21 protein-coding genes are annotated in these 25620 nt (G+C 70.4%); 14 read left to right on the top strand and 7 right to left on the bottom strand.

Annotated elements, in window-relative coordinates:
- Positions 1–59: 59 nt before the first annotated feature.
- Genes RPQ07_RS05045 through RPQ07_RS05030 form a run of 4 tightly spaced genes read right to left on the bottom strand, consistent with a single transcriptional unit; the run spans position 60 to position 4644 of the window.
- Complete coding sequence (locus RPQ07_RS05045; RefSeq protein ID WP_313942802.1) at positions 60–1415, bottom strand: GH1 family beta-glucosidase; 1356 nt, start codon at positions 1413–1415, stop codon at positions 60–62.
- A gap of 20 nt (positions 1416–1435) precedes the next feature.
- Entirely contained in the window at positions 1436–2299 is an 864-nt protein-coding gene (locus RPQ07_RS05040; protein ID WP_313942800.1) for a carbohydrate ABC transporter permease, read from the bottom strand.
- The gene (locus RPQ07_RS05035; RefSeq protein ID WP_313942799.1) at positions 2292–3320 is read right to left on the bottom strand and encodes a sugar ABC transporter permease; all 1029 of its coding nucleotides are present in this window, start codon (positions 3318–3320) and stop codon (positions 2292–2294) included. The genes RPQ07_RS05040 and RPQ07_RS05035 overlap by 8 nt, the downstream gene beginning before the upstream one ends.
- 10 nt (positions 3321–3330) lie before the next feature.
- The gene (locus RPQ07_RS05030; RefSeq protein WP_313942798.1) at positions 3331–4644 is read right to left on the bottom strand and encodes an extracellular solute-binding protein; all 1314 of its coding nucleotides are present in this window, start codon (positions 4642–4644) and stop codon (positions 3331–3333) included.
- Between the two features lie 142 nt (positions 4645–4786).
- Here RPQ07_RS05030 and RPQ07_RS05025 point away from each other — a divergent pair, with 142 nt between their 5' ends.
- Together RPQ07_RS05025 and RPQ07_RS05020 are read left to right on the top strand one after the other, a co-directional pair.
- A complete protein-coding gene (locus tag RPQ07_RS05025) occupies positions 4787–6124 on the top strand; it encodes an ROK family transcriptional regulator (RefSeq protein ID WP_313942797.1) in 1338 nt (445 codons plus the stop codon).
- 128 nt (positions 6125–6252) lie between these two features.
- Complete coding sequence (locus RPQ07_RS05020) at positions 6253–7500, top strand: transglycosylase family protein (protein WP_313942796.1); 1248 nt, start codon at positions 6253–6255, stop codon at positions 7498–7500.
- Here the strand turns inward: RPQ07_RS05020 and RPQ07_RS05015 are convergent.
- Complete coding sequence (locus tag RPQ07_RS05015; RefSeq protein ID WP_313942795.1) at positions 7402–8472, bottom strand: DMT family transporter; 1071 nt, start codon at positions 8470–8472, stop codon at positions 7402–7404. The genes RPQ07_RS05020 and RPQ07_RS05015 overlap by 99 nt on opposite strands.
- 210 nt (positions 8473–8682) lie before the next feature.
- Here RPQ07_RS05015 and RPQ07_RS05010 point away from each other — a divergent pair, with 210 nt between their 5' ends.
- The 10 genes from RPQ07_RS05010 to RPQ07_RS04965 all read left to right on the top strand — a co-directional run bounded on the left by RPQ07_RS05010 (position 8683) and on the right by RPQ07_RS04965 (position 20212).
- Positions 8683–9372: a (2Fe-2S)-binding protein gene (locus RPQ07_RS05010; RefSeq protein ID WP_313942793.1), complete on the top strand. Its 690-nt coding sequence runs from the start codon at positions 8683–8685 to the stop codon at positions 9370–9372.
- A gap of 49 nt (positions 9373–9421) precedes the next feature.
- Positions 9422–10585 carry a glycogen synthase gene (glgA, locus tag RPQ07_RS05005; RefSeq protein ID WP_313942792.1) on the top strand — a complete coding sequence of 388 codons (1164 nt, stop codon included), beginning with the start codon at positions 9422–9424 and terminating at the stop codon, positions 10583–10585.
- A gap of 44 nt (positions 10586–10629) precedes the next feature.
- Entirely contained in the window at positions 10630–11847 is a 1218-nt protein-coding gene (glgC, locus tag RPQ07_RS05000) for a glucose-1-phosphate adenylyltransferase (RefSeq protein WP_313942791.1), read from the top strand.
- 165 nt (positions 11848–12012) lie between these two features.
- On the top strand, positions 12013–12429 hold the full coding sequence (locus tag RPQ07_RS04995) for an ATP-binding protein (RefSeq protein ID WP_313942790.1): 417 nt from the start codon (positions 12013–12015) through the stop codon (positions 12427–12429).
- Positions 12430–12970: 541 nt separating this feature from the next.
- Positions 12971–13630 carry an ArsR/SmtB family transcription factor gene (locus RPQ07_RS04990; protein ID WP_313942789.1) on the top strand — a complete coding sequence of 220 codons (660 nt, stop codon included), beginning with the start codon at positions 12971–12973 and terminating at the stop codon, positions 13628–13630.
- 116 nt (positions 13631–13746) lie between these two features.
- Positions 13747–14475 (top strand): SRPBCC domain-containing protein, encoded by a 729-nt coding sequence (locus tag RPQ07_RS04985; RefSeq protein ID WP_313942788.1) that lies wholly within the window; start codon positions 13747–13749, stop codon positions 14473–14475.
- Between the two features lie 232 nt (positions 14476–14707).
- Positions 14708–16171 (top strand): SDR family NAD(P)-dependent oxidoreductase, encoded by a 1464-nt coding sequence (locus tag RPQ07_RS04980; protein WP_313942787.1) that lies wholly within the window; start codon positions 14708–14710, stop codon positions 16169–16171.
- Positions 16172–16750: 579 nt separating this feature from the next.
- Entirely contained in the window at positions 16751–16924 is a 174-nt protein-coding gene (locus RPQ07_RS04975; protein ID WP_313942786.1) for a hypothetical protein, read from the top strand.
- Between the two features lie 216 nt (positions 16925–17140).
- A complete protein-coding gene (locus RPQ07_RS04970; RefSeq protein ID WP_313942785.1) occupies positions 17141–17671 on the top strand; it encodes an NUDIX hydrolase in 531 nt (176 codons plus the stop codon).
- A 195-nt stretch (positions 17672–17866) separates the two neighbouring features.
- Positions 17867–20212 carry an alpha-L-fucosidase gene (locus tag RPQ07_RS04965; protein ID WP_313942784.1) on the top strand — a complete coding sequence of 782 codons (2346 nt, stop codon included), beginning with the start codon at positions 17867–17869 and terminating at the stop codon, positions 20210–20212.
- On the opposite strand, the gene RPQ07_RS04960 is transcribed toward RPQ07_RS04965, so the two are convergent.
- Positions 20190–21596, bottom strand: coding sequence for a lipase maturation factor family protein (locus tag RPQ07_RS04960; protein ID WP_313942783.1), 1407 nt, complete (start codon positions 21594–21596; stop codon positions 20190–20192). The two genes, RPQ07_RS04965 and RPQ07_RS04960, sit on opposite strands and share 23 nt — an antisense overlap.
- Complete coding sequence (locus tag RPQ07_RS04955) at positions 21574–22131, bottom strand: DUF1990 domain-containing protein (protein ID WP_313942782.1); 558 nt, start codon at positions 22129–22131, stop codon at positions 21574–21576. The genes RPQ07_RS04960 and RPQ07_RS04955 overlap by 23 nt, the downstream gene beginning before the upstream one ends.
- A 297-nt stretch (positions 22132–22428) precedes the next feature.
- Here RPQ07_RS04955 and RPQ07_RS04950 point away from each other — a divergent pair, with 297 nt between their 5' ends.
- Positions 22429–23466 (top strand): DUF6777 domain-containing protein, encoded by a 1038-nt coding sequence (locus RPQ07_RS04950; protein WP_313942781.1) that lies wholly within the window; start codon positions 22429–22431, stop codon positions 23464–23466.
- A 53-nt stretch (positions 23467–23519) separates the two neighbouring features.
- Positions 23520–25598 (top strand): SpoIIE family protein phosphatase, encoded by a 2079-nt coding sequence (locus RPQ07_RS04945; protein WP_313942780.1) that lies wholly within the window; start codon positions 23520–23522, stop codon positions 25596–25598.
- The last annotated feature ends 22 nt before the right edge of the window (positions 25599–25620 follow it).

Genomic DNA, 25620 nt, shown 5'->3' with positions numbered 1-25620 from the left:
GAGCGAGTGGCCGAGCGGGCGGGCCACGCCGGACCAGGTCCGGCGTGGCCCGCGTCGGCTCAGGCCGCCCGGCGGGCCCTGCGGGACGCGGCGCGGACGATGTCCGCGTACCGGTACCCGCTGCCCTTGATGGTCCGCTTCTGCGTCGTGTAGTCGACATGCACCAGGCCGAAGCGCTTGTCGTAGCCGTACGCCCACTCGAAGTTGTCCAGCAGCGACCAGGCGAAGTAGCCCGCGACGGACGCGCCCCGGCGAGCCGCCCGACCGCATGCAGCGAGGTGCTCCTCCAGATAGCGCACCCGCTCGGGGTCGTCGACGGTCCCGTCCGCGCGGACGACGTCGGGATACGCCGAGCCGTTCTCCGTGACGAAGACGCGCTGCGCGCCGTACTCCTCCGACAGCCGCACGAGCAGCTGCTCCAGACCGTCGGCGTGCACCTCCCAGTCCATGGCGGTGTGCCGGGCGCCGGGCGTGTAGATCTGCTTGGCGTACGGGACCGGGCCGCTGAGGTCCGCGGTGACGATCTGCCGGAAGTAGTAGTTGAGCCCGAGCCAGTCGAGCGGAGAGGCGATGGTCTCCAAGTCGCCGGACTTCTCGGGGAGTTCGACCCCGTACAGGTCCAGCATGTCCTGCGGGTACCCGCGGCCGTGGATCGGGTCGAGCCACCAGCGGTTGGTGTGACCGTCCGCCCGCACCGCCGCGGCCCGGTCCTCGGGACGGTCGCTCGCGGGCTCGATGGGGGAGAGGTTGTTGACGATGCCGACGCGTGCGTCGGACGAGGCCGCGCGGATTGCCTGCACGGCGAGCCCGTGGCCGAGGTGCAGATGGTACGAGGCGCGTACCGCGGCCGTCAGATCGGTGAGACCGGGCGCCATCTTGCCTTCCAGATGGCCGATCCACGACGAGCACAGCGGCTCGTTCAGCGTCGCCCAGTCCTTCACGCGGTCGCCGAGCCGTTCGGCGACGGCCGACGCGTACGCGGCGAAGTGCTCGGCGGTCTCGCGGGCCGGCCAGCCGCCCCGGTCCTGCATCGCCTGCGGCAGATCCCAGTGGTACAGCGTGGCGAAGGGGGTGATGCCCGCTTCGAGCAGACCGTCGACGAGACGGTCGTAGAAGGCGAGGCCCGCGGGGTTCACCGGACCGTCACCGCCGGGGACGATGCGCGGCCAGGCGATCGAGAACCGGTAGGCGCCCACGCCGAGCTGCCGCATCAAAGAGATGTCCTCGGGCCAGCGGTGGTAGTGGTCGCAGGCCACGTCGCCGGTGTCGCCGTTGTCCACCGCGCCCGGGGTGTGCGAGAACGTGTCCCAGATGGAGGGCGAGCGGCCGTCCTCGGCCACGGCACCCTCGATCTGGTAGGCGGCGGTCGCGACGCCCCAGGTGAAATCGGGCGGAAGGGCGTTGAGGTCGTTCACGGACTGCCTTTCGCTTGAGGTCACTTGACTGCGCCGGCGGTGAGGCCGGCGACGAGGTAGCGCTGGAGGAGCAGGAACCCGGCGACGACGGGCACGCTGACGACCAGCGACGCGGCCATGACCTGGTTCCAGTACACGTCGTTCTCGGTGGCGTAGCCGCGCAGACCGACGGAGAGCGTTCGTGTGGTGTCGTTCGTCATCACGGAGGCGAAGAGGACTTCGCCCCAGGCCGTCATGAACGCGTAGACCGACACGGCGACGATGCCGGGGACCGCGGCGGGCACGACGACCCGGAAGAGCGCCCCGAGGGCGCCGCAGCCGTCCACCATCGCGGCTTCGTCCAGGTCTCGCGGGATGGAGTCGAAGTAGCCGATCAGCATCCAGATCGAGAAGGGGAGCGAGAACGTCAGATAGGTGAGGATCAGTCCGCCGCGCGAGCCGTACAGCGCGATGCCCGTGCTGTTGCCGATGTTCACGAAGATCAGGAACAGCGGCAGGAGGAACAGGATCCCCGGGAACATCTGCGTGGAGAGCACGGTGACGGTGAAGATCCGCTTGCCGCGGAACCGGTAGCGGCTCACCGCGTAGGCGGCGAACACCGCGATCACCACGGACAGCACCGTCGCCGACACCGCCACGATCAGCGAGTTGACGAAGTAGTGGGCGAGGGGAACGGTGTTCCAGATGTCGATGTAGGGCCGGATGGTGAGCCCGGACGGAATCCAGCGGAACTGGCCCGAGACGTCCTGGAGCGGCTTCAGCGAACTGCTGAGCATCACATAGACGGGCAGCAGGGCGAAGACCGTCAGCAGCGTCAGCACGACCCGGCGGGTCCAGAGGAAGGACTGCGGCGGTGCGATCGGGGACCGCGGTGGCTTAGGCATCGGCGCTCTTCCTTGTGCGGGAGGCTCCTCGCGGGGTGCGGGAGGTGAGCAGCAGATAGACGGCCGTCACCACCAGCAGGAAGAGCAGCAGCAGGACGGACATCGCCGAACCCTGGCCGAAGTTCCAGGTGACGAACGACGACTGGTAGATGTGCACCGAGATCAGGTCGGCCGCCTCCGGGGCCGCCCGTCCGAAGAGCACGTACGGCGTGTTGAAGTCGTTGAACGTCCACAGGAACAGCACCAGGACGAGCACCTGGTTGACCGGCCGCAGCGACGGCAGGGTGATCTTGCGGATCTGCTGCCAGACGCCGGCACCGTCGATCGCGGCGGCCTCGTAGAGCTCACGCGGGATGTTCTGGAGCCCCGCCATCACGATCAGGAACGCGAACGGCCACGACTTCCAGACCGCGACGACGACCACGGCGAAGAACGCGTTGTCGCCGATCAGCCAGAAGGACGGCTGGTCGGTCAGTCCCAGCTGGTCGTGCAGGACGTGGTTGATCATGCCGTTGTCCCGCTGGAACATGAACGCCCAGGTGATGACGGCCGCGTACACCGGCAGCGCGTACGGCGTGAGGAAGACGGCCCGCAGCAGTCCGCGGCCGCGGAAGTTCTCCTGCATCATGATCGCCGCGGCGACGCCGAAGAGCCAGGACAGGCCGACGGCGAGAACGGTGAACGCACAGGTGACGAGGAACGAGTTGAGCAGGTCCTCGCCGATCGGTGCGCTGAAGTCGACGGCGATGCGGTAGTTGTCGAAGGCCGTCCACGGGGCCTCGCCCCAGTTGCGGATGTAGAACTGCGTGAGCTGACGGAAGCTCATCACGATCCCGATCACCATCGGGATCAGGTGGATGAGGAGTTCGAGCAGGACCGCGGGCAGCAGGAGGAGATAGGGCAGACCGCCGTGGCGGATCCGGTCGGGGATGCGCGGCATCCTGCGCCGCGCATCCCCCTTCCCCACCCGCTCACCGCTGTCCGCCGGGCCGGTGCGGCCGGGAGTGACGGTGGTGGTCATCGGGTGTGCCTCACTGCTGCATCTGCTGCTGGGCCTTGTTCAGACGTTCCTTGACGGACGCCGTGGTCACCGGGCGTCCGGCCGCGGCGTCCGCCCACAGCTCCTTCACGGCCGTGCCGACCGTGGTCTCGAACTGCGACTCCGTCGGCACCTGCGGCAGCGGCGCGGCGCTCGTGGACAGCGTGTCGCGCAGGACCTTCAGGTCCGGTGCGGCGAACGCCGGGTCCTGCTGCGCGGCCGTGACCGGCGGGATCGATCCGTACGTCTTGTTGAGGAGCTTCTGCTCGGCGTCGCTGGTCATGAACTTCACGAACTTCTTCGCGCCGTCCACGTTCTTGGTGTTGTTGAAGACCGCGATGTTGATGCCGGCGACCATGGAGTTGGTGTTAGCGCCGGTGCCGGGTGTGCCCTGCTGGACGGGGACGGGGGCCACGCCCCAGTCGGCGGGCTTCATGCCCTGGGCCGCGAAGGTGGACGCGGCGGCCTGCCACAGCACCATCGCCGTCTTGCCGCGGGCGAAGTCCTGGAGCGACTGGTTCTGCGCGTACTCCGCGTTGCCCGGAGCGACGATCTTGTCCTTGGCCATGAAGTCCACGTACTGCTTCACCGCGGCGACCGCGCCGTCGGAGGTGAAGGTGGGCTTGCCCGCGGAGTCGAAGAAGTCGGCGTTGTGCTGCTTGGCGAGGACGAAGACCTGGTGGATGTTGTTGGCGAGGTTGCCGCCCTCGGCACCCAGCGCCCACTTCCCGCCCTTGGAGATCTTCTTGCCGTCCGCCACGAGCTGGTCCCAGGTGGCCGGCGGCTGCGAGATGCCCGCGTCGGCGAACATCTTCTTGTTGTAGTAGAGGGCGTACGCGAGCGAGTACAGCGGCACGGCCGCGGGGTCCTTGCCCTCGGCGCCCGCGGAGGCGACGGCCGAGTCGACGAAGCGGTCCCGTCCGCCGATCGCGTCGAAGTTCTTCTGGTCCCAGGGCAGCAGGGCGCCCGTCGCCTGGAGCGATGCGGACCAGGTGTTGCCGATGTTCAGGACGTCGGGGCCCTGTCCGGAACTCGTGGCGGCAAGGATCCGGTTGAGGAGGTCGGACCAGGGAATGACCTCCAACTTGACCTTGATGCCCGTTTCCTTCTCGAACTTCTTGAGTTCGGGCGTGAGGATCTTCTTGTCGGCCTCGATGTTGGGGCCCTGGTTGGAGGCCCAGTACGTGAGCGTTTTGGGGGATTCGTTGCTGCCGCTTCCGTCGGTGGAGGAACCACCGCCGCAGCCGGATATGGCGACAAGCGCGCTGATGACGGTGACGGCTGCTGCGGCTCTGATGGTGCGCATGAGAGAGGGCCCCTTCCCGGGGATGGCTGCGTTCGATTCCCGAACGGCATCCATGACTTAATTTAGATCGTGATTTAAGAGGTGAGGGAAGGTCGCGTCAAGGTCTGCGACCGGGGTATGTTGCGACGAGGGAAGGAGCACCATGGCGGAGCGCAACAGACGGACAGTGCGTGACCTGCGGCGCGGCAACCGTGCCAGGGTTCTGCAACGGTTGTATTTCGACGGCCCGTTGAGCCGCCAGGAGCTCGGACCGGCCACCGGCCTGAGTTCAGGCTCTATCAGCAATGTGGTGGCCGAGCTGGTCGCCGAGGGAGTGCTCGAGGAGGCCGGTGTCGTCGACTCCGACGGCGGCCGGCCGCGCACCCTGCTGCGTGTCACCCCGTCCGGCGGTCTGCTCATCGGCATCGACATCGGCGAGACGCGCGTACGGGTCGAACTCTTCGATCTGTCCCTCACCGAGCTCGCCCGCACGGAACGGCTGCTGGCCCAGCACGGCTACGACGTCGACCGCGTCGTCTCCCATGTGAGCATCGGCGTCGCCGATGTCCTGCGGGACGCCGGCGTGGACGCCGCCGGTCTGCTCGGCATCGGCATCGGCGTGCCCGGCATCATCGAGCAGGACGCGCGGGACGGCGCGATCGTGCACGGCCAGACCATCGGCTGGACCGCCGTCCCCTTCGAGAAACTGCTCCGCGACGCCATCGAACTGCCCCGGGAAGTACCGCTGTTCATCGACAACGGCGCCAAGACCCTGGGGCAGGCCGAGATGTGGTTCGGCGGCGGACGCGGCGCCCGGGAAGCGGCCGTGGCCCTCATCGGGTCCGGTGTCGGTGCCTGTGTCGTCCACGCCGCCACGCGCGAGGAGTCCGCCAGCAACAGCGCCCTCGAATGGGGTCACACCACGGTCCGGATCCGGGGCAGGCGCTGCCGCTGCGGATCCCTCGGCTGTCTGGAGGCGTACGCCGGCGCGGAGGCGCTCCGCGAACGCTGGCAGGAGGCGGGCGGCCCGCTCCCGGCCGCCGCCGACGACGAGACCGCGCTCGCCACCCTGCTGACCGCCGCCTTCCCCGGAGCCCACGGCCCCGATCCGGATCCGGTCGCCCTCGCCCTGCTCGACGACACCGCCGAGTACCTGGGCGCCGCGGTCGCCGACCTGATCAACCTCTTCCGTCCCGAGCGCATCCTGCTCGGCGGCTGGGCCGGACTGCTGATCGGACCCCATCTGCTCCCCGAAGTGCGCCGGTACGCGGGCGAGTACGCCCTCGACCACGCCGCCGCCCGTACCACCATCGAGCTCGGCCGGCTCGGCCCCGATGCCGTGACCGTCGGCGCCGCGACCCTGCCGCTCGCCGACTTCCTCGCCCGGGGCGGCAGCCGTCCGCCGGCCGGCGGGGCCGGCGATCCGGAGCGCGCCGAGCGGGTCGGCGTCGGCCGCCGCTGGTCACCTGCCCCGGCCGCGACGGAGGGCGCCCCCGGCTGATCTCCCGGGGCGGCTCTCCGGCCCCCTGCGCCCCGGTACGCCGGGCCTGAACCCTTGTCACGGTCGGTGCACAGCACCTAAGTTGACCGCTTGCGACGTGACCTACATGTCAGTGGGGGAGTCTCGAGATGGCCGCAACCGGTCGGCACCGCCGATATCAGCCGAGCCGCATCAACCGCGCCTCACTCACCGTCACCGCGGGCGGAGCCGGCATGGCGCTGCCGCTCATCGGTGCCGGTACGACCCATGCGGCCTCGGTGGACGTCTGGGAGAAGGTGGCCGCCTGCGAGTCCACCAACAACTGGCGCATCAACACCGGCAACGGCTACTACGGCGGGCTCCAGTTCACCCAGTCCACCTGGGAGGCGTACGGCGGCAGGCAGTACGCCCCGCGCGCCGACCTCGCCAGCAAGGACCAGCAGATAGCCGTCGCCGAGAAGGTCCTCGAGGGGCAGGGCCCAAGAGCGTGGCCGGTCTGCTCCGCGCGCGCCGGTCTCACCCGCGGCGGGGACGCTCCCGACATCGCGCCGGACCGCCGATTAGCGGCGAAGACCGACGCGAAGAGCAAGCAGAGCGACCGCCGGGACAGACCCGCGGCCCAGCGGCAGTCCGCGCCCCCGAAGGCGACGCCGACGACGGTGCCCACGCACCGGGAGGGCTACACCGTGGCCCGCGGCGACTCGCTCTCCCGGATCGCCGACGCCGAAGACGTACGCGGCGGCTGGCAGGGCCTGTACGCGCAGAACCGTACGGTCGTGGGGCCCGACCCCGACCTCATCCACCCCGGCCAGAAGCTGATCCTGCGCATCGAGGCGCCCAGGAGCCGCACGGGACCCGTTCCGTCCGCCGAGGCACCTGAGCGCAGGCCCGCCGCCAAGCCCCGCCCGGCCCCCGGGCAGCAGCCGCCCAAGCAACAGGCCCCCAAGCAGCAGGCGGCCAAGCCCGCACACGTCAAGAAGCCCGTGCAGAGGTCCGGCTTCAGCGCCCCGGTCGACGCCTCCACCGGCACGCCGTACCGCAAGGCCGGCTCCTCCTGGTCCAGCGGCTACCACACGGGCGTCGACTTCCCCGTCCCGACCGGGACCTCCGTGAAGTCCGTCGCCTCCGGCCGGGTCGTCTCGGCCGGCTGGGCCGGTGCGTACGGCTACCAGGTCGTCATCCGTCACACGGACGGCAAGTACAGCCAGTACGCACATCTGTCGGCGCTCACCGTGCGCTCCGGGCAGCAGGTCACCAGCGGCCAGCGGATCGGCCGCTCGGGGTCCACCGGCAACAGCTCAGGACCGCATCTCCACTTCGAGATCCGGACAGGTCCGGGGTACGGCTCCGACATCGATCCCCTCGCCTACCTCAGGGCGGGCGGCGTCCCGGTCTGAGACCGGGGTCCGCTGCTCGGGCGCTTTCATCGGCGTCCCGGGGGTCTGTGACGACCGGTCGTCCCCGGGCGCGTGCCGGTCGTCCCGGTGCCCGCGCCCGTCCGCGTCCCCCGCCGCCGGTGAACCGTCCGCATCGTTCCTCCCGGCGGCGGCGAGACGTTCCGTCGTCAGCAGGATCAGACCGCCTGCCGCCAGGGCGCCGAAGCCGAGCGCGAGCAGAGTGCCCGGGATGCCGCCCCGGAACGATTCGCCGAACATCGTGATGCCGACGGCCGCCGCGACGACCGGGTTGACCACGGTCACCGTGGCCAGCGGCGCGGCCAGACCCGCGCCGCGGTACGACGCCTGGGACAGCAGCAGACCGCCGATCGCCAGCACCGCCATCACCAGCAGACTGCTCCACTGGGCGAGCGGGGCCGACCAGTCCCAGTCCACCGCCACGGTCTTCGTGAAGACCGACGCGATACCGAAGGCCACACCGGCCGACGCGGCCAGCAGCACACTGCGCAGCACCGGCCGGTGAATGGTCTGGGCGACCAGGAAGAGGAGAGCCACCCCGCCGAACGTCGCCGCCGCGAGCACCCCGCGCTGGCCCGTGCCCAGCGATTGGGCGTCCGCCGTGTCCGTCAGTGCCAGCAGGCCGGCGAGACCGGCCGTCGCCATCAGCGCGCCCTTCCACGCGGTGGCGCCCACCCCACGCCGCACGAACAGGGCGGCCATCGGCAGGGCGAAGACGATCGTGAGCGCGCCGAGCGGCTGCACCAGGCTCAGCGGCCCGTACGCCAGCGCGACGACATGGAGCACCGCACCCAGGGAGTTCAGGGCCACGGCGAACCACCACCCCGCGTGGTGCAGCGGGGCGTAGGGCCGGGCGGAGGTGGATGCCGCGACATGCTCCTGCACGATCGCCCCGGCCGCATAGGCGACCGCGGAGACCAGTGACAGCAGCACTGCCAGCACAAGGGAACTCATAGAGACCACGATCTCCCTGTTCCGCGTTCGCGTCGTCGTCCTTGAGCAGGCATTTGGACGTACTGCCGACGTAGTACGAGCCTAGGCCAAAAGTCCCCCGTACGGCGGTCGAGCAGGTCAGCGGGGGTGGACCGGTGTACGCCCGACGCTACGGTGACCGGTGTTGCGCGGCGGTCGAGAAATGCTCGAGAACAAGGCGGTGAGCAGGGGATGGACCTGACGGAGCTGGACGCGGTCGGCGGCTTCTTCGCGCTGCGTGCGGATCCGTCCGGCGGCGGAGGGGCGCCCCTGGCCCGGCTGTACGCCGGCGACACCGCCCCCCTCAGCAGCAGGATCGACACCGTCGCCGCCCGCCTCGGCACCGGAGAGCGGCGCGTGGCCGCGTCCGTCGCGCACCTGGGGTTCGCGGCCCGGCTGTGGTCCATCGCCCTCGGGTCGGCCGCTCTCCACGGGGAGATCCCCGATCTCGATCCCGCGCGGCTGCACTGGGCACCCCAACGCAGCGCACCCGACGATCTGTGGCTCACCGGCTCCGGTTCACTGTCCGCCACCGCGGTCACCCTGCGTGAGGCGGTTCAGTACGGACACCTCGTCCCCTTCGCCGACGCGCTGCGTCAGGACACGCCCGTCTCGCGGCAGCTGCTGTGGGGAAACGCAGGATCGGCACTCGCCGGAGCCGTGCGCATGCTCGCCGACTGGGCCCGCCGCGGCGGCAGGGCCGCTGTGGGCGAACGGGCCGCCGCCCTCGCCGCCGAACTGCTGAGCCACCCCGATCTGGCGGGCACCGTCCGCGGCCCGGCCATGCGCCGCAGCACCTGCTGTCTCTACTACCGCGTGCCCGGCGGCGGGCTGTGCGGCGACTGCGTTTTCGACCGTCCGCCCCGCCGGACACCGCAGTGATCCTGACGGCGGTCTTCCCCGTACGCCGCGCGTGGGTGACCATCAAGGGGTGAAGGTCGGACTGCTCACACGCGAGTACCCCCCGGACGTGTACGGGGGCGCCGGTGTCCATGTGGAGTTCCTCGCCCGGGAGTTGAGAGCACTCGCCGACCTGGAGGTCCACTGTTGGGGCGAGGGCGAGGCGGAAGGGGTGCTGCGGCACCGGGCGCCCTCCCAGCTCGACGGTGCGAACGACGCACTGCGCACCTTCGCCGTCGACCTGGCCATGGCCGCCGAGCTCGGCGGCCGCGAACTGGTCCACTCCCACACCTGGTACGCCAACCTGGCGGGTCATCTCGCCAAGCTCTTCCACGGGGTCCCGCATGTGATGACGGCGCATTCCCTGGAGCCGCTGCGGCCCTGGAAGGCGGAGCAGCTCGGCGGCGGTTACGCCCTCTCCAGCTGGGCCGAGCGCACGGCGATCGAGTCGGCCGATGCCGTCGTCGCCGTGTCCCGCGGTATGCGGGACGACATCCTCGCCTGCTATCCCGCCCTCGACGCCGACCGCGTGCACGTGATCCACAACGGCATCGACACCCGGCTCTACCGGCCCGATCACGAGACGGCCGCGCTGAGGCGGATCGGACTCGATCCGGACCGGCCCTTCGTCCTGTTCGTCGGCCGCATCACCCGTCAGAAGGGGGTCCCGCATCTGCTGCGCGCGGCCCGCTCGTTCGACCCCGACGCCCAGTTGGTGCTGTGTGCCGGAGCCCCGGACACCCCCGAGATCGGCGCCGAGTTCCGCGAACTGGTCGACGAACTCGAGCGGGTGCGCGACGGCGTGCACTGGATCCCCGAGATGCTGCCACGGCCACAGGTCATCCAACTCCTCAGCCATGCGGCCGTGTTCGTCTGCCCCTCGGTCTACGAGCCCCTCGGCATCGTCAACCTGGAGGCCATGGCGTGCGGTACCCCCGTCGTCGCCTCCTCGGTCGGAGGCATTCCCGAGGTCGTGGACGACGGACGCACCGGACTGCTCGTGCCCTACGTGGCGCGTCACCCGGAGGATTTCGAATCCGGTCTTACACAGGCGGTGAACCGGGTACTCGACGATCCGGCGGAGGCCGCCAGGATGGGCGCCGCCGGCCGGCAGCGCGCGGTGCGCGAGTTCGGCTGGGACCAGGTGGCCCGGCGGACGTACGAGCTGTACGAGGACCTGCTCAAGCAGGTGTGACAGGGACGGCAGTGCGACACACACAGCAGGTGTGAGGGGGCACGATGCGCGGTGGACCTTCGGTGCTCGGGATCGTTCTGGCCGGCGGGGAGGGCAAGCGGCTGATGCCGCTCACCGCCGACCGTGCGAAACCGGCGGTGACCTTCGGCGGGATGTACCGCCTCGTCGACTTCGTCCTCTCCAGTCTCGTCAATGGGGACATTCTGCGCATCTGCGTGCTGACGCAGTACAAGTCGCACTCGCTGGACCGCCATGTCACCACCACCTGGCGGATGTCGAGTCTCCTCGGCAACTACGTGACGCCCGTACCCGCCCAACAGCGGCTCGGCCGACGGTGGTACCTCGGCAGCGCGGACGCGATCCTCCAGTCGCTCAACCTGGTCAACGACGAACAGCCCGACTACATCGCGGTGTTCGGTGCCGACCATGTGTACCGGATGGACCCGCGGCAGATGCTCAAGCAGCACATCGAGGGCGGGGCAGGGGTCACCGTCGCCGGGATCCGGGTCCCGCGCGCCGAGGCCTCGTCCTTCGGGATCATCACGCCCGCGTCGGACGGCGCGAGAGTGGAGCGGTTCCTCGAGAAGCCCGCGGACCCGCCCGGACTGCCCGGCGATCCCGAGCGGGTGTTCGCCTCCATGGGCAACTACCTCTTCACCACCAAGGTCCTCGTCGACGCGCTGTACCGGGACGCCGAGGACGACAACTCCGTGCACGACATGGGTGGTTCGATCCTGCCGATGCTCACCGAGCAGGGCATGGCACAGGTCTACGACTTCAACGAGAACCATGTGCCGGGGGAGACGCCACGGGAACACGGCTACTGGCGCGACGTGGGCACCCTCGACTCGTACTACGACGCCCACATGGATCTGATCCCCGACCGGCCGGCCTTCGACCTGTACAACCGCCGCTGGCCCATCTACACCCATCCGGGCCAGCTTCCCCCGGCACGCTTCATCGGGGCCGGCATCGCGAGCGAGTCGATCGTCAGCCCCGGCTGTGTCGTCCGCGGGCAGGTCACCCGGTCCGTCCTCTCTCCCGGGGTGATGGTCGGGGAGGGCGCGGTGGTGCAGGGCTCGGTGCTGCACGACAACGTCCGCATAGGCCGGGGCGCCGTCGTCCGCGGTTCGATCCTGGACAAGAACGTCGACGTGCCGCCCGGTGCGACCATCGGCGTCAACCCCGAGCGGGATCAGGAGCTTTACACCGTCTCCAAGAACGGTGTCATCGCGCTCGGCAAGGGCCAGCGGGTCCTGTGAGCCGTCCTGGGAGTAGTCCTGTGAACGCTCCGTGACATGAACCCCGATTGCGGATCACTCCGTCCGGGCACCACTTGGAGGTAGGGGCACGCCGTCGCGCATCCGCGGAGCACGGCAGCCCCGTTCGGCTTTGAGGCTGCCATCGACCGGGACGGAGTGATGAGGATGCGTACGCAAGGGCGCACCCGTCGGCGCGCCGCGCGTGCGACGTACCAACTGCCGCAGGCGGAGACCTCCGCCCGCTGGGCGCGCCATCTGACCACGGTCTTCCTGAGCCGCCGCTGCGGCGAGCCGGTGACGGGGGACCAGATCGAGGACGCCACCCTCGTCGTGTCCGAGCTGGTCACCAACGCCACCCGGCACGGCCGCAGCGGCTGCCGGCTGCGGCTGCATGTCGACCCGGGCCTGGTCACCGTCGAGGTGGAGGACGCCAGTCCGATCCACCCGAGAGAGTGCTCGCCCCTGGAGAGCGACGAGAGCGGGCGCGGCATCTTCATGGTGCGCGAGCTGTCCCGGCACTTCGCGGTACGAGGCGGACCGGGCGGCGGCAAGACCGTCCAGGCGGTGCTCGCGGCGTCCTGAGGAGTTCCGAGGACGCTCACCGTTCGGCACGGCTGAGGCCACACTCCGGGCTCCTTGCACATCGAGCTGAACCCCGTCTGCCACGCACCGTGGCAGAACGCGCGGACCGGCACGGCGTGTTCGACGGGGATCAGGGTCTTGCCCGCCGCCACGAACATCGTTCCTGAGCCCGGTGGGCATTCCGCGCTCTCGTGCGCGAGCCGCGCGATCGTCCCCTTGCACGCGAGCTGGTGAGCTGCCGTCAGCGGGAAGCCGGTGGTGTCGAGACAGGCGTCGAGCAGACCGGGCTCCGCCGCAGCGACTCCGCGCTCACGGCGCACCTCGATCCTGGCCGCCATCAGCGGGCGCCGCGTCGTCCCTGAAGCCGATGCGGCGGACGCCCGTGCATCCCTTGCTCCCCTGCCTTCCCGTGCGACCGGGACACGGCTCTTGTTCTGTACCTGACCGGGTCGGTGGTGTGGCCGACCGTGTCCCGCCATGGCCCGAGACCGACAACAAAAGAGTGCTGGACAAGAAAAGTGTTCGGTGAGACGGTGGAGCCATGTTGGACGTCACAGTGATCGAGGACTCCGCGGCAGCCGCCGTCTCGCTGGACCCCGTGCGCTCCCGGCTCCTGGCGGAGCTCGCCGCGGGCCCCGCCTCTGCGGCCATGCTCGCCGGCCGGGTCGGGCTGCCCCGTCAGAAGGTGAACTACCACCTCAAGGCGCTGGAGCGGCACGGCCTGGTCGAGCTGGCCGGGGAACGCCGCAAGGGCAACGTCACGGAGCGGCTGATGCGGGCCACAGCGGCCTCGTACGTCATCTCTCCACTGGCCCTGGCCGCGGTGCAGCCGGACCCGGCGGGGTTCCGCGACCAGCTCTCCGCGCGCTGGATGCTCGCGGTCGCCGCGCGTCTCGTGCGCGATGTCGGCAGCCTGATCACCGGCGCGGCCAAGGCGCGCAAGCGACTCGCGACCTACGCCCTGGACGGCGAGGTGCGGTTCGCCTCCGCAGCCGACCGTGCGGCCTTCGTCGAGGAACTCACCCAGGGCGTGAGCGCGCTGATCGCCCGCTACCACGCCGAGGACGCCCCGGGCGGCCGCGATCACCGCCTGGTCGTGGCGCTTCATCCGACCGTGAAGATCCCGGACGCCGTCGAGGGGGCGGACGCCAGGGACCCGGACACCGAGAGCCCCGCCGCGCTGCCCGGCGAGCCGTCATGACGAAGCCACCCGGTCCGCGCGTCCAGCACCTCGCCGGAGCGCCGCGGCCCGCCTGACCGGCCATCCGCCCCATCCCCCCATCAACGCACCGAACCAGCACGACACAAGGAGACGTCATGTCCAAGGAATTCGAGATCGTCCGGGAGTTCGAGGTCGACGCCGAGCCCCAGCAGGTCTGGGAGGCGATCACCACCGGGACCGCCGGCTGGCTCTGGCCGATGGAGTACGAACCCCGCGAGGGAGGTGCGGCCCCGCACGGCGGCACCGTCACCGCCTGGGACCCGCCCCACCGGTTGACCGGCCGCACCGAGGACGCGGAAGGCATCTCCCAGCAGACCTTCAACCAGCTCGATCACGTCATCGAGCCCCGCGAGGGCGGCGGCTCCTGGGTGCGCTACGTGCACAGCGGCATCCTGGTCGAGGACTGGGACAACCAGTACGACGGTGCCGACAAGCACACCGACTTCTATCTGCACACCCTGCGCCAGTACCTGCTGCACTACACCGGCAAGGCGGCCGTGTTCATGAGCGTCGACGCCCCCGACACCTCGAACGAGCCGGACGGTCTCGACGTCGTGAGCCGGGGACTCGGACTGGCGGACGACGCGGCCGAGGGCGCGACCGTACGCGTCGAACTGCCCGGCACCGGCCCGGTCGACGCCGTCCTCGACTACCGCAATCCCTACTTCGTGGGGCTGCGCACGGACGACGCCATGTACCGCGTCTTCGGTCGCAACCACTTCGGCGCCCCTGTCGGCGTCAGCGTCCACGACTTCGCCGCCGGAGCGGACGCACAGAAGAACGAGGAAGCCTGGCGCACCTGGCTGACCGGCCTGTTCGCGTAGCCGACCCGTGCCGCGCCGTCGGTCTTCCCCTATCAGCCGGGCCGGGGAGACCGACGGCGGCCGGGTGGGGGAGACCGGGTGGCGACCGAGGCCCAGTGGGGGAGGGACACCGGCGTCGCGCGGGCAGGCTCGAAGCCCCCGGTCACGGGATTTTGTCGTCACCCATTTGCTCAGTAAAGTTGCGCTTTTGAAACCCCCACAGCGCGCGAGCGACCGAGGAACGGCAAAGGCCATGACGGTGACAGAGGACAGTCAGGTATTCGGCCCGGGCATCGACCCGGAGCGGATGGCCGTCTGCCTGAGCGTGCTCGACGAGCTCGACAAGCTGGACGTCGACCACCCCGACGCCATCGCGGTCCGCCGGGCCACCGCCGGTATCTACCGGACCGTGAAGCAGCGCCGCCGCCAGGAGCGCCGCGCCGCGAAGACCGCGCACGACAAGTCGGTCACCGAGGCCACCGCCACCGGATCCGCCGAGCGGATCGACGACGAGACCGAAGGTCTCCTTCCTTCGTCGTCGGCCACCGGCGAGATCGCCGGCATACTCCAGCGCCCCCGGTCCTGCTACATCTGCAAGACCCGCTACGTCGAGGTCGACGCCTTCTACCACCAGCTCTGCCAGAAGTGCGCGGCCGAGAACCGGGCCCGCCGCGACGCCCGGACCGACCTTACCGGCAAGCGGGCGCTCCTCACCGGCGGGCGCGCCAAGATCGGTATGTACATCGCGCTGCGACTGCTCCGTGACGGTGCCCACACCACGATCACCACGCGCTTCCCGAACGACGCGATCCGCCGCTTCAAGGCGATGCCGGACAGTGACTTGTGGATCCACCGCCTCAAGATCGTCGGTATCGACCTGCGCGACCCGGCGCAGGTCGTCGCCCTCGCCGACTCCGTGTCCGCGCAGGGCCCCCTGGACATCCTGATCAACAACGCGGCGCAGACGGTGCGCCGGTCCCCGCAGGCCTACAGCGAACTCGTCAGCGCCGAGTCCGCCCCGCTGCCCGCCGGCGAGCTGCCGCCCGCCGAGGTCATCGGCACCTTCGGCAGCGGCGCGGTGGAGACGGTGGCCGCGCTGCCCTCCGCCGCGGGCGAGGGCCTCACCGCCCAGGACGTGACCGGGCTCGCTCTCGTCAGCGGCTCGGCGTCCCCGGCGCGGATCGCGGCCGGCAACGCGATCGACGCCGGCGGTCTCGTTCCCGATCTGCACCACACCAACAGCTGGATCCAGACGGTGTCCGAGGTCGACCCGGTGGAGCTGCTCGAGGTCCAGCTGTGCAACTCCACGGCCCCGTTCATCCTCATCAGCAGGCTGCGCCCGGCGATGGCCGCCTCCGCCGCCAAGCGCACCTACGTGGTGAACGTCTCCGCGATGGAGGGTGTCTTCAGCCGCGGCTACAAGGGGGCGGGCCACCCGCACACCAACATGGCCAAGGCCGCGCTGAACATGCTCACCCGCACCAGCGCCCAGGAGATGTTCGAGAGCGACGGCATCCTGATGACCGCCGTCGACACCGGATGGATCACCGACGAACGCCCGCACCCCGACAAGATGCGTCTCGCGGACGAGGGCTTCCACGCCCCGCTCGACCTGATCGACGGTGCCGCCCGCGTCTACGACCCGATCGTGCGCGGCGAGTCCGGTGACGACCTCTTCGGCTGCTTCCTCAAGGACTACGCTCCGGCGAACTGGTAACCCTCCCTCCCTGGTGGACGGCGTACGGGACTCCCGTGCGCCGTCTTCTGCGTACCGCACACGGTCCCGGCGGGGGACCTCGTGGGGGACCGCTGTGCCGGTCTCGGGTCTCGGTCGACCTGCTCCGCGCACCGTGCCCCGGCCGCCCCCGTCCGTTGCCGGCCACCACGCCCGCTACTCCATCCGGGTGTCCGGCGGGGACGGTCGTGAGGCCCGCCATGGCTCCTCGTCAGCCGGTCTCCGGTCGCCCGCCTGACCGGTGCCGAGGAGGCCCCGGTCCCCGCTGCCGCGCCGGTACCGAGGCGGTCCCGTGATCATCCCGGGGCAGTTCGGCCTCGATCCCCCGAAGGCCCGGACAGGCAGAGATCGTTGGCCGGATTTGCGTTGATTTTACGGCCCCATAGAGCGGGCCTCTGCTCATTTGGTTACTCTGAGGCGAACGGACGCCACCAAGGGGTTCACGAAAACCACTTGGCCGTCCTGGGACAAGCCTGCAACCAGGCTGCGGTCCCGCCCGAAGACCGGCGCCACCGCGACCGACCTGCCTTGTCCCAGTTACGCGACACAGAGGAGTGCGCGGTGACACCTGATGTGAAGAAACACGAGAAGCGACCGCTGGATCTCAGCGGCGAGCGGTCCCGTCGTCCCGACGAGCTCGGAAGCCTGGAAGTCTGGGCCCGCTCGGCCCCGATCCGGCTGGCCGGCTACGAGGACGACCTGGCAGAGCCGCACATCCTGCCCGGCATCGACTGAGCGGATCGCTTCACCCCGTGCCCCCTGCCGACGGCAGGGGGCACGAACGGTCGAGGTGCCGCGCGCATCCCGTCGCCGACGCGTACGTCCCGGCCCGGGCCCCCGCCGTCCCGCCCGGCGCGCGACGCCCCCGACGAGGCTTGTGCGGTGGGCAGTTGACTTCGGTCCCGCGATCCCGGACACCGCCCCGAAGCGCGGTCGGCATAGGGTGTGCGGGTGATCCACGGTGAGACCGACGCAGAGATCCTGGACGCGCTGGTGGCCGATGTCGGGCTCGCCGCTCTGGAGCTCGACGAGGCGCGGGCGTGGCTCGACCGGGCGCAACACCACCCCGGGGAGCCGCTGGCGGCAGAGGTCTGGGTGACCGACCAGGCCTTCGACCACGTCCTGCTCGTGAAGCACCGATGGCGCGGCTGGGTGCCACCCGGGGGGAAGGTCGAACCGGGCGAGACGCCTCGCGCCGCCGCAGCCCGCGAGCTCGCCGAGGAGACCGGCGTACGGGTGGAACTGCTGCCACGGCCGGCGGCTACCTCCGTGCGTTCGTACCGGCCCGACCGGCCGCCGACGCTGGGTCTTTCCTATGCCGCGATCGTGAGCCGCGACGTGCCGCTGGGCGGCGAAGCGGGGCAGCCCCCGCGCTGGTTCGCGCTCGACGAGCCGTGGGAGTCGGTGTTCCCCGAGGACCGTGACCACATCCGCGCACACGTGCGCCGACTTGCGGCGGAGTACCGGGTCCGCGGGCACTGACCCCCGGTCCCGTGAGCCCGGCAAGATCAAATGAAAGACCCCGACCCCACGGTGAAGCGCACATGTCTGCGGTCGCCGCGCCGACCGGTCAAGATCACCTCACCCTGATTCATCCGATGGATGGGTGAGGGAACTCCCGTTCCTCGCTGTGAAGAGTATTGACAGGTTCCCGACACCCTTCAATCATCGGACCTCATGACCGAACTTCCCAGGCGCCACGTACTCGGAATGACGGCGGGGGCGGCAGTCGGCGCCGCCTTCATCACCCCGGCCACGGCCGATGCGAGCCCGCAGGCGACACCACGCGATACGACAGGCGGTGACTGGGGCACGGTCCCGCCCGCCGTGCCCGTACCGCTGGATCGCTGGTTCGACAACGACGGCATCGACACCGCGGACGCCCGCGGCGGCAACTTCGACGGCTCCGGCTACACCTTCCCCGGCGAGGAACTCCCCGCAGGCAAGCGGGAGATCGACGGCATCCCCTATCTCTTCCCCACCGCCGCGGCGGGGGCCAAGAACAACATCGTCGCGCTCGGCCAGCGCATCGACCTCCCGGCCGGCCGCTATCTCTCCGGGCTCCTTCTCGTCGCGAGCAGCTACGGCGCGGCCTCCGGCACGGCGACCCTCCACTACGCCGACGGCTCCAGCCGGCCGGTGGCACTCGGCGGCCCCGACTGGTACTCCGGCAGCGGTGCGATCACGGCCGCCTACCGCTACACCCCGACCGGTGCCAAGGACCCGCACCCCGTCGTCATCGCCACCGCCGAACTCACCATGGACCCGACCAAGGAGGCCGTGGCGCTGACGCTGCCGGTCACCAACCCGGCGGAGGCGGACAGGAGTTCCCTCCACATCTTCGCTCTCACTCTCCAGCCGGCAGCCACTGGACGGGCGTTGGCGCTGCGCGAAGCGCACTCGACCAGCTCGCTGCTCGGCGCGGGCGCGCAGAGTGTCGAGGCCACCGTCATCAACGCCGGCACCGTCGGCATCCTCCCCTCCGACCGGCTCACCGTCTCCGTCGACGTGCCCGGCGCCCGCACGGTCGCCCCCGCCACGGTCGGCCGGCTCGCCCCGGGGGAGCAGGCGAGAGTGCGGGTCGGCATCCGCCGCCGGCCCGGTACTACGCCCGGCACCCGGCAGGACGGCACCGTGCTCGCCCGCGGCCGGGGGCAGCAGGCGGCCGCCGCGCGGCGCACCCTGACGCTCGGCGTTCCCGACTACGAGCCCACCGACGCCTCGCTGAACACCCATCAGGCCCCCTACTGGTTCCAGGACGCGAAGTTCGGGATCTTCATCCACTGGGGTCTCTACTCGGTCCCGGCGTGGGCACCGGTCGGCAAGCAGTACGCCGAGTGGTACTGGAGCCAGATGCAGGACCCGAACAACCCGACGTACGCCCATCACCGTCAGACGTACGGTGAGTCCTTCGCCTACGACGACTTCATTCCGCGGTTCCGGGCGGAGCGGTTCAACCCCCGCTCCTGGGTCGAACTCTTCCGTGACGCCGGAGCGCAGTACCACGTCCTGACCTCCAAGCACCACGAGGGCTTCGCGCTCTGGGACACCAAGGTCAGCGACCGCAACTCCGTGAAGATGGGCCCCCGCAGAGACCTGATCGGGGAACTCTTCGACGCCTCCCGCCGCTACGCCCCCGAGCTGCACCGCGGCCTGTACTTCTCCATGCCCGAGTGGTTCAACCCCGACAACCCCTGGTCGGGGCACGCACCGCGGAACCCGTACACGCTGGAGCCCGTGCCGTACACCGGCCACCGCAGCGGCGACTACATCAAGGATCTTCAGGCACCGCAGATGCTGGAGCTGATCGACGGCTACGACCCCGAGATCCTGTGGTGCGACATCGGCGGGGCGAACGACAGCCACCGGGTGCTCGCGGAGTACTTCAACCACGCGAAGAACCGGGCCCGCCCCATCGAGGTGACCGTCAACAACCGTTCCGGCATCGGGCCGCACGACTTCACGACGCCCGAGTACACGACGTACGACTCGATCGTCACCGACAAGTGGGAGTCGAGCAGGGGACTCGACCCGTTCAGCTACGGCTACAACGCGCAGACCCCCGACGACCGGTACATGACGACCGAGGAGGTGGTGCACTCCCTCGTCGACATCGTCTCCAAGAACGGCAACTTCCTGCTCGACATCGGACCGCGGGCCGACGGCACCATCCCCGAGATCATGGAGCGCCGGCTGCGTGAGACGGGCGCGTGGCTGAAGGTCAACGGCGAGGCGATATACGGCAGTACGTACTGGGCGCGGATGCCGCAGCTCGGCGAGGATCTGCGCTTCACCGTCCGGCCGGACGAGGCCTTCTACATCCACTCGCTCGCCGCACCCGGCAGCACCCTCACCGTCGAGGCGCCGGTACCGGTCCGCCAGGGCGACCGCGTGACGATGCTCGGCCACGACCGTTCGCTGACCTGGCGTACCACGGGGGACACGTTCGTCGTCGACGTGCCGGCCGCGGCCCGCCGGGCGGGCCGGCATGTCTGGGTGTTCAAAGTAGCCTGGTCGGCCTGAGGAACTCGCGCACATGGCTCCGGTGCCACCAGGCACCGGTGGCCCGCAGTTCGCGCCAGGTCGTGTACCGGTAGTGGTACACCCTGGCGCGGACATACGCGGGCGGGGCGTCGGGGAACGGATTGTGGCGCAGCAGCTTCAGCGTGTCCCGGTCGCCCTCCAGCAGCCGCTCCATGAACGTCCCGAACCAGGGCCCCGCGTAGGCGGGGGAGAGCGCGGCGAACCACATCATCCAGTCGAGCCGCAGATGGTAGGGGGCGAACTGACGCGGCATCGCGCGGACATCGCCGGGCTTGCCCCGGAACCCGTACTCCCGCCACTCGGTGCCCTCGTGGAGAACGGTCTCCTCGGTGCCCTCGATCACCACTTCGTGGCGGATCCGCCCGACCGTTCCGAACGCGCCGTAGGCGTTGACCAGATGCAGCGAGTCGTAGGAGCGGTTCATCTGCTGCCGTCGGGAGAGCAGATTGCGCGCCGGGCGGTAGCTGAGCACCAGGACGAGCACGGTGACCGCGATGACCACGATCTCGTACCAGAGCGGGGCAGCGGGCAGCGCAGGCGCCTCGGAGATCAGTGAGCCGTCGACGGCGGAGAGCGCGAGCACGATCGTGATCCAGTTGAGCCAGGCGAAATTGCCGGAGAGCACCAGCCACAGCTGCGTCACCACGATCAGCGCGGCGGCCGCACCCGCCACCGGCTGGGGCGTGAACAGCAGGAACGGCACGACGAGTTGCGTGACATGGTTGGCGGCGACCTCGACACGGTGGGCCGGACGTGGCAGATGGTGGAAGAACCAGCTCAGCGGGCCGGGCATCGGCTGGGTCTCGTGGTGGTAGTCCAGACAGGTCAGCTTGCGCCAGCACTCGTCCCCGCGGATCTTGATCAGGCCCGCCCCGAACTCCACCCGGAACAGCACCCAGCGCAGCAGGAACAGCACCAGGACGGGCGGTGCGGTGCGTTCGTTGCCGAGGAACACGGCCAGGAAGCCGGTCTCCAGCAGCAGGGACTCCCAGCCGAAGCCGTACCAGGTCTGTCCCACGTTGACGATCGACAGATACAGCAGCCACAGCACCGCCCACCAGGCCATCGCCGCCCCGAGCGGGATGTGGTCGGCGGCTCCCGCCAGCAGCGCCGCGGACAGCAGACAACCGCTCCAGGCGACGAGGGCGAAGAAGCGGTCGGAGTAGTGCAGTTGGAAGAGGCTCGGCGCCTGCCGCCACGTCGTCCGGCGTACGAAGGCGGGCACCGGCAGCATGCCCCGTTCGCCGATCAGGGCCCGGAACTGAAGGGCCGCGGTCAGGAAGGCGACCAGGTACACGCCGGCCAGAGCCCGCTGGAACACCAGCCGGCTCAGCCAGTAGTCACTGTCGACGAACCACTCCATCACCTCCAGTATCGGTCTCCGCGAGCCGGCGCACGGTGCGACCGAGCCGGCGTACGTACGCCGTCTGCATCAGCGGCACGAGAGGCCCGCCGAGCCGGGACCACCAGACCGCCGGGCGGCTGAAGGCCATCACGGTGAACCAGACCGAGCCGTCGTCCCGCAGATCGACGACGAACGACTCCTCTCCGCGGACGGGGTGCCCCCGCAGAGTGCCGTAGCCGAAACCGGTCCGGTCCCGCTCGTGCACCGTCCACACCACCTCGCAAGGGGCGGTGATCCGCAGGGGGCCGAAGCCCGCGGAGACCTCGACCCGTACGCCGGGCTCGGCCCGCCGGGCCGACGTGCGCAGCCGCACCCCCGAAGCCCGGTGCGCACGCCAGGTGGCGAGGGCCTCGCCCGCCGCCGCGAACACCGCCCGGCCGCGGCCGATCCGGACCGTGCGATGCAGATGGCGGTAGCCGTCGGGCATCGGCCCGAGGCGGGTGGCCCCGGCCTCCGGGTAGCTGAGGGCGCCGGTGCGGTGGACGCTGTTCATACGTCCTCCGGCGATGAGGTCGGCCGAATGGGTGCGAGCCCCACGCACGGGGCCGGTGGCCCCTCCCGGGGCCCGGGAGCCGTTCCTGCGGACGTCAAGATCACGTTGACCAGCGCGAACATCGCGCACCCCTCCCCGAGGCCGAGCACGTTCACCTTCCCGGATCTGAGCCTAGGCCCGTACTTGAACGCGTTCAAGTAGCGGAGGTGGCGGCAGTCCGGCAGAACTTGAGAAATGCATCGGGAGAAAAGGTGGGAGAGGTTCGTGCGTCCCGTTCGTCGTCGGTACTCCGCGGCCATGGCTCTGGCCGTCGCGCTCTCACTCGGACTCCTGACCGCCGGCTGCGGCGGCGACAGCAGTGCGGCGACGGACACCGAGGAAAAGGTGCTCCTCCAGTCGGCGACGGCTCCGGGACCGGATCCCTTCACGGCGTCGACGGCACGCTCCCTCTCCTCGCCCGCGCCCGACCCGCCCGCCCCGTCGGCCGCCACGAGCAGCGAACCCGCCCGCGGGCAGAGCCTGCGCACCCTCTCGGGCGGCACGCCCGGTCTCTACGGCGGTACCGAGACCATCGGCAGCTGCGACATCGAGCAGCAGATCACCTTCCTCGGCAAGGACGCGGCGAAGCAGCGCGCCTTCGCCAAGGCCGCCGGGGTCTCCGAGGCGAAGGTGCCGGCCCATCTGCGCAGCCTGACCCCGGTCGTCCTGCGCGCCGACACCCGGGTGACCGGCCACGGCTTCGAGGACGGGTCGGCCGTCGCCCGGCAGTCCCTGCTCCAGGCGGGCACCCCTGTGCTGGTCGACGAGTACGGCGCGCCCCGGGTCCGCTGCGTCGGCGGAAACCCGCTGAAGGCGCCGGTCGCCGTCAAGGGAGCCGTGATTCACCAGGGCAGGCCGTGGATGGGCTTCCGGCCGGACCGGGTCGTCGTCATCAAGCCCACCGCCCAGGCCGTCAGCACCCTGATCATCGTCAACATCCTCGACAGCACCTGGATCGAGCGGAAGGCCGGGAGCGACGGTGAGCAGGACAGAAGGCCCGAGGTGCTCCCGCCCGTCGCCCCGGACGACATCTTCACCTACCCGCCGGCCATGCCGCCCCCGCCGGACGGCTCCACCCCGCCGGGCACCCCGAGCGAGCCCGCCGCCCCCGGCGATCCGTCCGTCCCGGCCGAGTCCCCGTCCCGCCAGGACGTGGCCCCGCCGGCCGACCCGCCGAGCGAGGAGCTGCCCTCGGCCGATCCCGGCATGCCCTCCGAGGAGGACGTCGATCCCTCCGATCCGAACCTGCTCATCCCCTTCGACGAGCCGTCCGAGCCGGACACCTTCGCGGGCTGAGCGGGCCGTCCGAACCGGTCGAAGAATCGGACGAATGATGGCAGAGTGGCTCCATGGTTGACCGGGCAGCGGGGGCCCTGTCGCTTCCCGACGACTGGCCTGCCGACCCCGATCTGAGCCTGATTCTCAACCGCATGGGGCTCTGGGACTGGGATCTGGCCAGCGGGCTGATGCACATGGACGAGCCCGCTCTCGACGTGTTCGACGTCCGTCCCGAGGAGTACGACGGCCGGCCGGAGAGTCTTGCCTTCCGCGTGCCGCCCGAGGAAGCCGCGCGGCTCGATGCCATGGTCGCGCAGGCGCTGAAGACCGGCAGCGACCACTACGGCGCGTACTTCCGCATCCGCCGCCGCGACGGCAGTCTGCGCTGGACCCACACCCAGGGACGCGTCCGCCGTGACGGCAGGGGCCGGCCGGTGCGCATCATCGGCATCGTCCGCGACGCCACCGAGGAGCTGGCCGACTCCTCCGCGCGGATCGCGGTCGACATCGAGCGCCGCCGGCAGACCAGCGTCGTCGAGAGCACCACCGCGGCGCTCGCCCATGCCAGGACCGTGCAGGACGTCATCGACGTGCTCAAGGACTCGCACGGTCTCGAGCACTTCGGCGCGACCAGCCTGGTGATGGGACTGCTGGAGTCGGGCGGGCGCATCCATCTGGTCGCGGAGGGCCCGGAGGGCTCGTTCGTGCCGGGGACCCGCTACACCCGGGTGGACGAGCAGTACCCGATGAGTGAGGTCGTGCGCACCCTGGCCCCGCGCTTCATCGAGTCCAAGGAGGACTTCGCCACCTCCTATCCGGTGCTGTGGCCGGACATCGAAGGGCTCGGCATCGAGGCGGCCGCCTATCTTCCGCTGATCGCCCAGGCTCAGCCCATCGGAGCGCTCGGACTGCTCTACCGCGACAAGTCGGGCTTCAGCGCGGAGGAGCGCAACGTGCTGGTCGCCCTCGGCAGCAGCATCGCGCAGAGTCTCCAGCGCGCCGTGCTCTACGACCAGGAGCACGACCTCGCGGAGGGTCTTCAGCAGGCCATGCTGCCGCGCAAGATCCCCCAGGTCCCCGGGGCCGGGATCGCCGTGCGCTACCGCTCGGCCCGGATGGGCCGGGACGTCGGCGGCGACTGGTACGACGTCATCACCCTGCCGGGCGGCCGGGTCGGGGCGGTCATCGGCGACGTGCAGGGCCACGACACGGACGCCGCGGCGGTGATGGGGCAGCTGCGCATCGTGCTGCGGGCGTACGCGGCCGAGGGCCACACCCCGGCCACCGTGATGGCGCGCGCCTCCGTCTTCCTGCACGAGCTGGACACCGACCGGTTCGCGACCTGCATGTACGCCGAGGCCGATCTGACGACCGGGGTGGTCCAGGTGGTGCGCGCCGGGCACATGGACCCCCTCATCAGGGACGCGGACGGCGACTGCCGCAGGGTCCCGGTGGAGGGCGGCCTCCCGCTGGGGCTGTCGGCGGAGTTCGGGCAGCTCGAATACCCGGTCAACACGGTGGAGCTGGACCCCGGAGCGACACTCATCCTGTACACCGACGGCCTGGTCGAGATGCCCGGCGCCGATCTGGACGACGGACTTCAGCTGCTCACTGCCCTGGTCCACGCCGGCCCCCGTGACCTCCAGCTGCTGGCGGACCATCTGTGCGACGTGGTGGAGGAGCGGGGCGGTGGCGACGACGTGGCGCTACTGCTGCTCCGCCGGAAGGGCGCGTTCGCTCCGCGGACGGGCGGCCGGCTGCGTCAGCACGTCGCCCAGAACGACGCGGAGGCACTGCGTTCCGCCCGGCACATGGTCCGCGCCACGGTACGCGCCTGGGGCGCGCGTGAGCGCGCCGACGAGATCGAACTCGCCGCGGACGAGATGATCACCAATGCGCTGATGCACACCGACGGCGGAGCGATCGTCACGGTGCGGGTCCTCTCCGGGCCGCAGCGGCGGCTGCGGGTGGAGGTCGAGGACCGTTCCAGCGCGCTGCCGCGGCGGCGGGACGCGGGGGAGTCGGGAGTCTCCGGACGGGGGCTTCTGCTGGTGGACCGGCTGGCCGATGCATGGGGAGTGGAGTCACGCGGCAGTGGCAAGTGCGTGTGGTGCGAGTTCACCGTCCCGGACAGAGCGGGCGGGGAATAAGAATCCGATGTTAACTGTCCGT

It is taken from the genome of Streptomyces sp. AM8-1-1 (genome assembly GCF_032229325.1).
In the GTDB taxonomy this organism is placed as follows: domain Bacteria; phylum Actinomycetota; class Actinomycetes; order Streptomycetales; family Streptomycetaceae; genus Streptomyces; species Streptomyces achmelvichensis.
This window is presented reverse-complemented; position numbering and strand designations above follow the sequence as displayed.

Excerpts from the sequence above, each read along its gene's own strand:
- RPQ07_RS05015 (WP_313942795.1), bottom strand. The coding sequence starts at position 8,472 with ATGAGTTCCCTTGTGCTGGCAGTGCTGCTGTCACTGGTCTCCGCGGTC.
- glgC (WP_313942791.1), top strand. The coding sequence starts at position 10,630 with ATGCGCGGTGGACCTTCGGTGCTCGGGATCGTTCTGGCCGGCGGGGAG.
- RPQ07_RS05025 (WP_313942797.1), top strand. The coding sequence starts at position 4,787 with ATGGCGGAGCGCAACAGACGGACAGTGCGTGACCTGCGGCGCGGCAAC.
- RPQ07_RS04995 (WP_313942790.1), top strand. The coding sequence starts at position 12,013 with ATGCGTACGCAAGGGCGCACCCGTCGGCGCGCCGCGCGTGCGACGTAC.
- RPQ07_RS04980 (WP_313942787.1), top strand. The coding sequence starts at position 14,708 with ATGACGGTGACAGAGGACAGTCAGGTATTCGGCCCGGGCATCGACCCG.
- RPQ07_RS05030 (WP_313942798.1), bottom strand. The coding sequence starts at position 4,644 with ATGCGCACCATCAGAGCCGCAGCAGCCGTCACCGTCATCAGCGCGCTT.
- RPQ07_RS05020 (WP_313942796.1), top strand. The coding sequence starts at position 6,253 with ATGGCCGCAACCGGTCGGCACCGCCGATATCAGCCGAGCCGCATCAAC.
- RPQ07_RS04955 (WP_313942782.1), bottom strand. The coding sequence starts at position 22,131 with ATGAACAGCGTCCACCGCACCGGCGCCCTCAGCTACCCGGAGGCCGGG.
- RPQ07_RS05010 (WP_313942793.1), top strand. The coding sequence starts at position 8,683 with ATGGACCTGACGGAGCTGGACGCGGTCGGCGGCTTCTTCGCGCTGCGT.
- RPQ07_RS04960 (WP_313942783.1), bottom strand. The coding sequence starts at position 21,596 with ATGGAGTGGTTCGTCGACAGTGACTACTGGCTGAGCCGGCTGGTGTTC.
- RPQ07_RS04990 (WP_313942789.1), top strand. The coding sequence starts at position 12,971 with ATGTTGGACGTCACAGTGATCGAGGACTCCGCGGCAGCCGCCGTCTCG.
- RPQ07_RS05040 (WP_313942800.1), bottom strand. The coding sequence starts at position 2,299 with ATGCCTAAGCCACCGCGGTCCCCGATCGCACCGCCGCAGTCCTTCCTC.
- RPQ07_RS04985 (WP_313942788.1), top strand. The coding sequence starts at position 13,747 with ATGTCCAAGGAATTCGAGATCGTCCGGGAGTTCGAGGTCGACGCCGAG.
- RPQ07_RS04965 (WP_313942784.1), top strand. The coding sequence starts at position 17,867 with ATGACCGAACTTCCCAGGCGCCACGTACTCGGAATGACGGCGGGGGCG.
- RPQ07_RS05035 (WP_313942799.1), bottom strand. The coding sequence starts at position 3,320 with ATGACCACCACCGTCACTCCCGGCCGCACCGGCCCGGCGGACAGCGGT.
- RPQ07_RS04945 (WP_313942780.1), top strand. The coding sequence starts at position 23,520 with ATGGTTGACCGGGCAGCGGGGGCCCTGTCGCTTCCCGACGACTGGCCT.
- RPQ07_RS04950 (WP_313942781.1), top strand. The coding sequence starts at position 22,429 with ATGGCTCTGGCCGTCGCGCTCTCACTCGGACTCCTGACCGCCGGCTGC.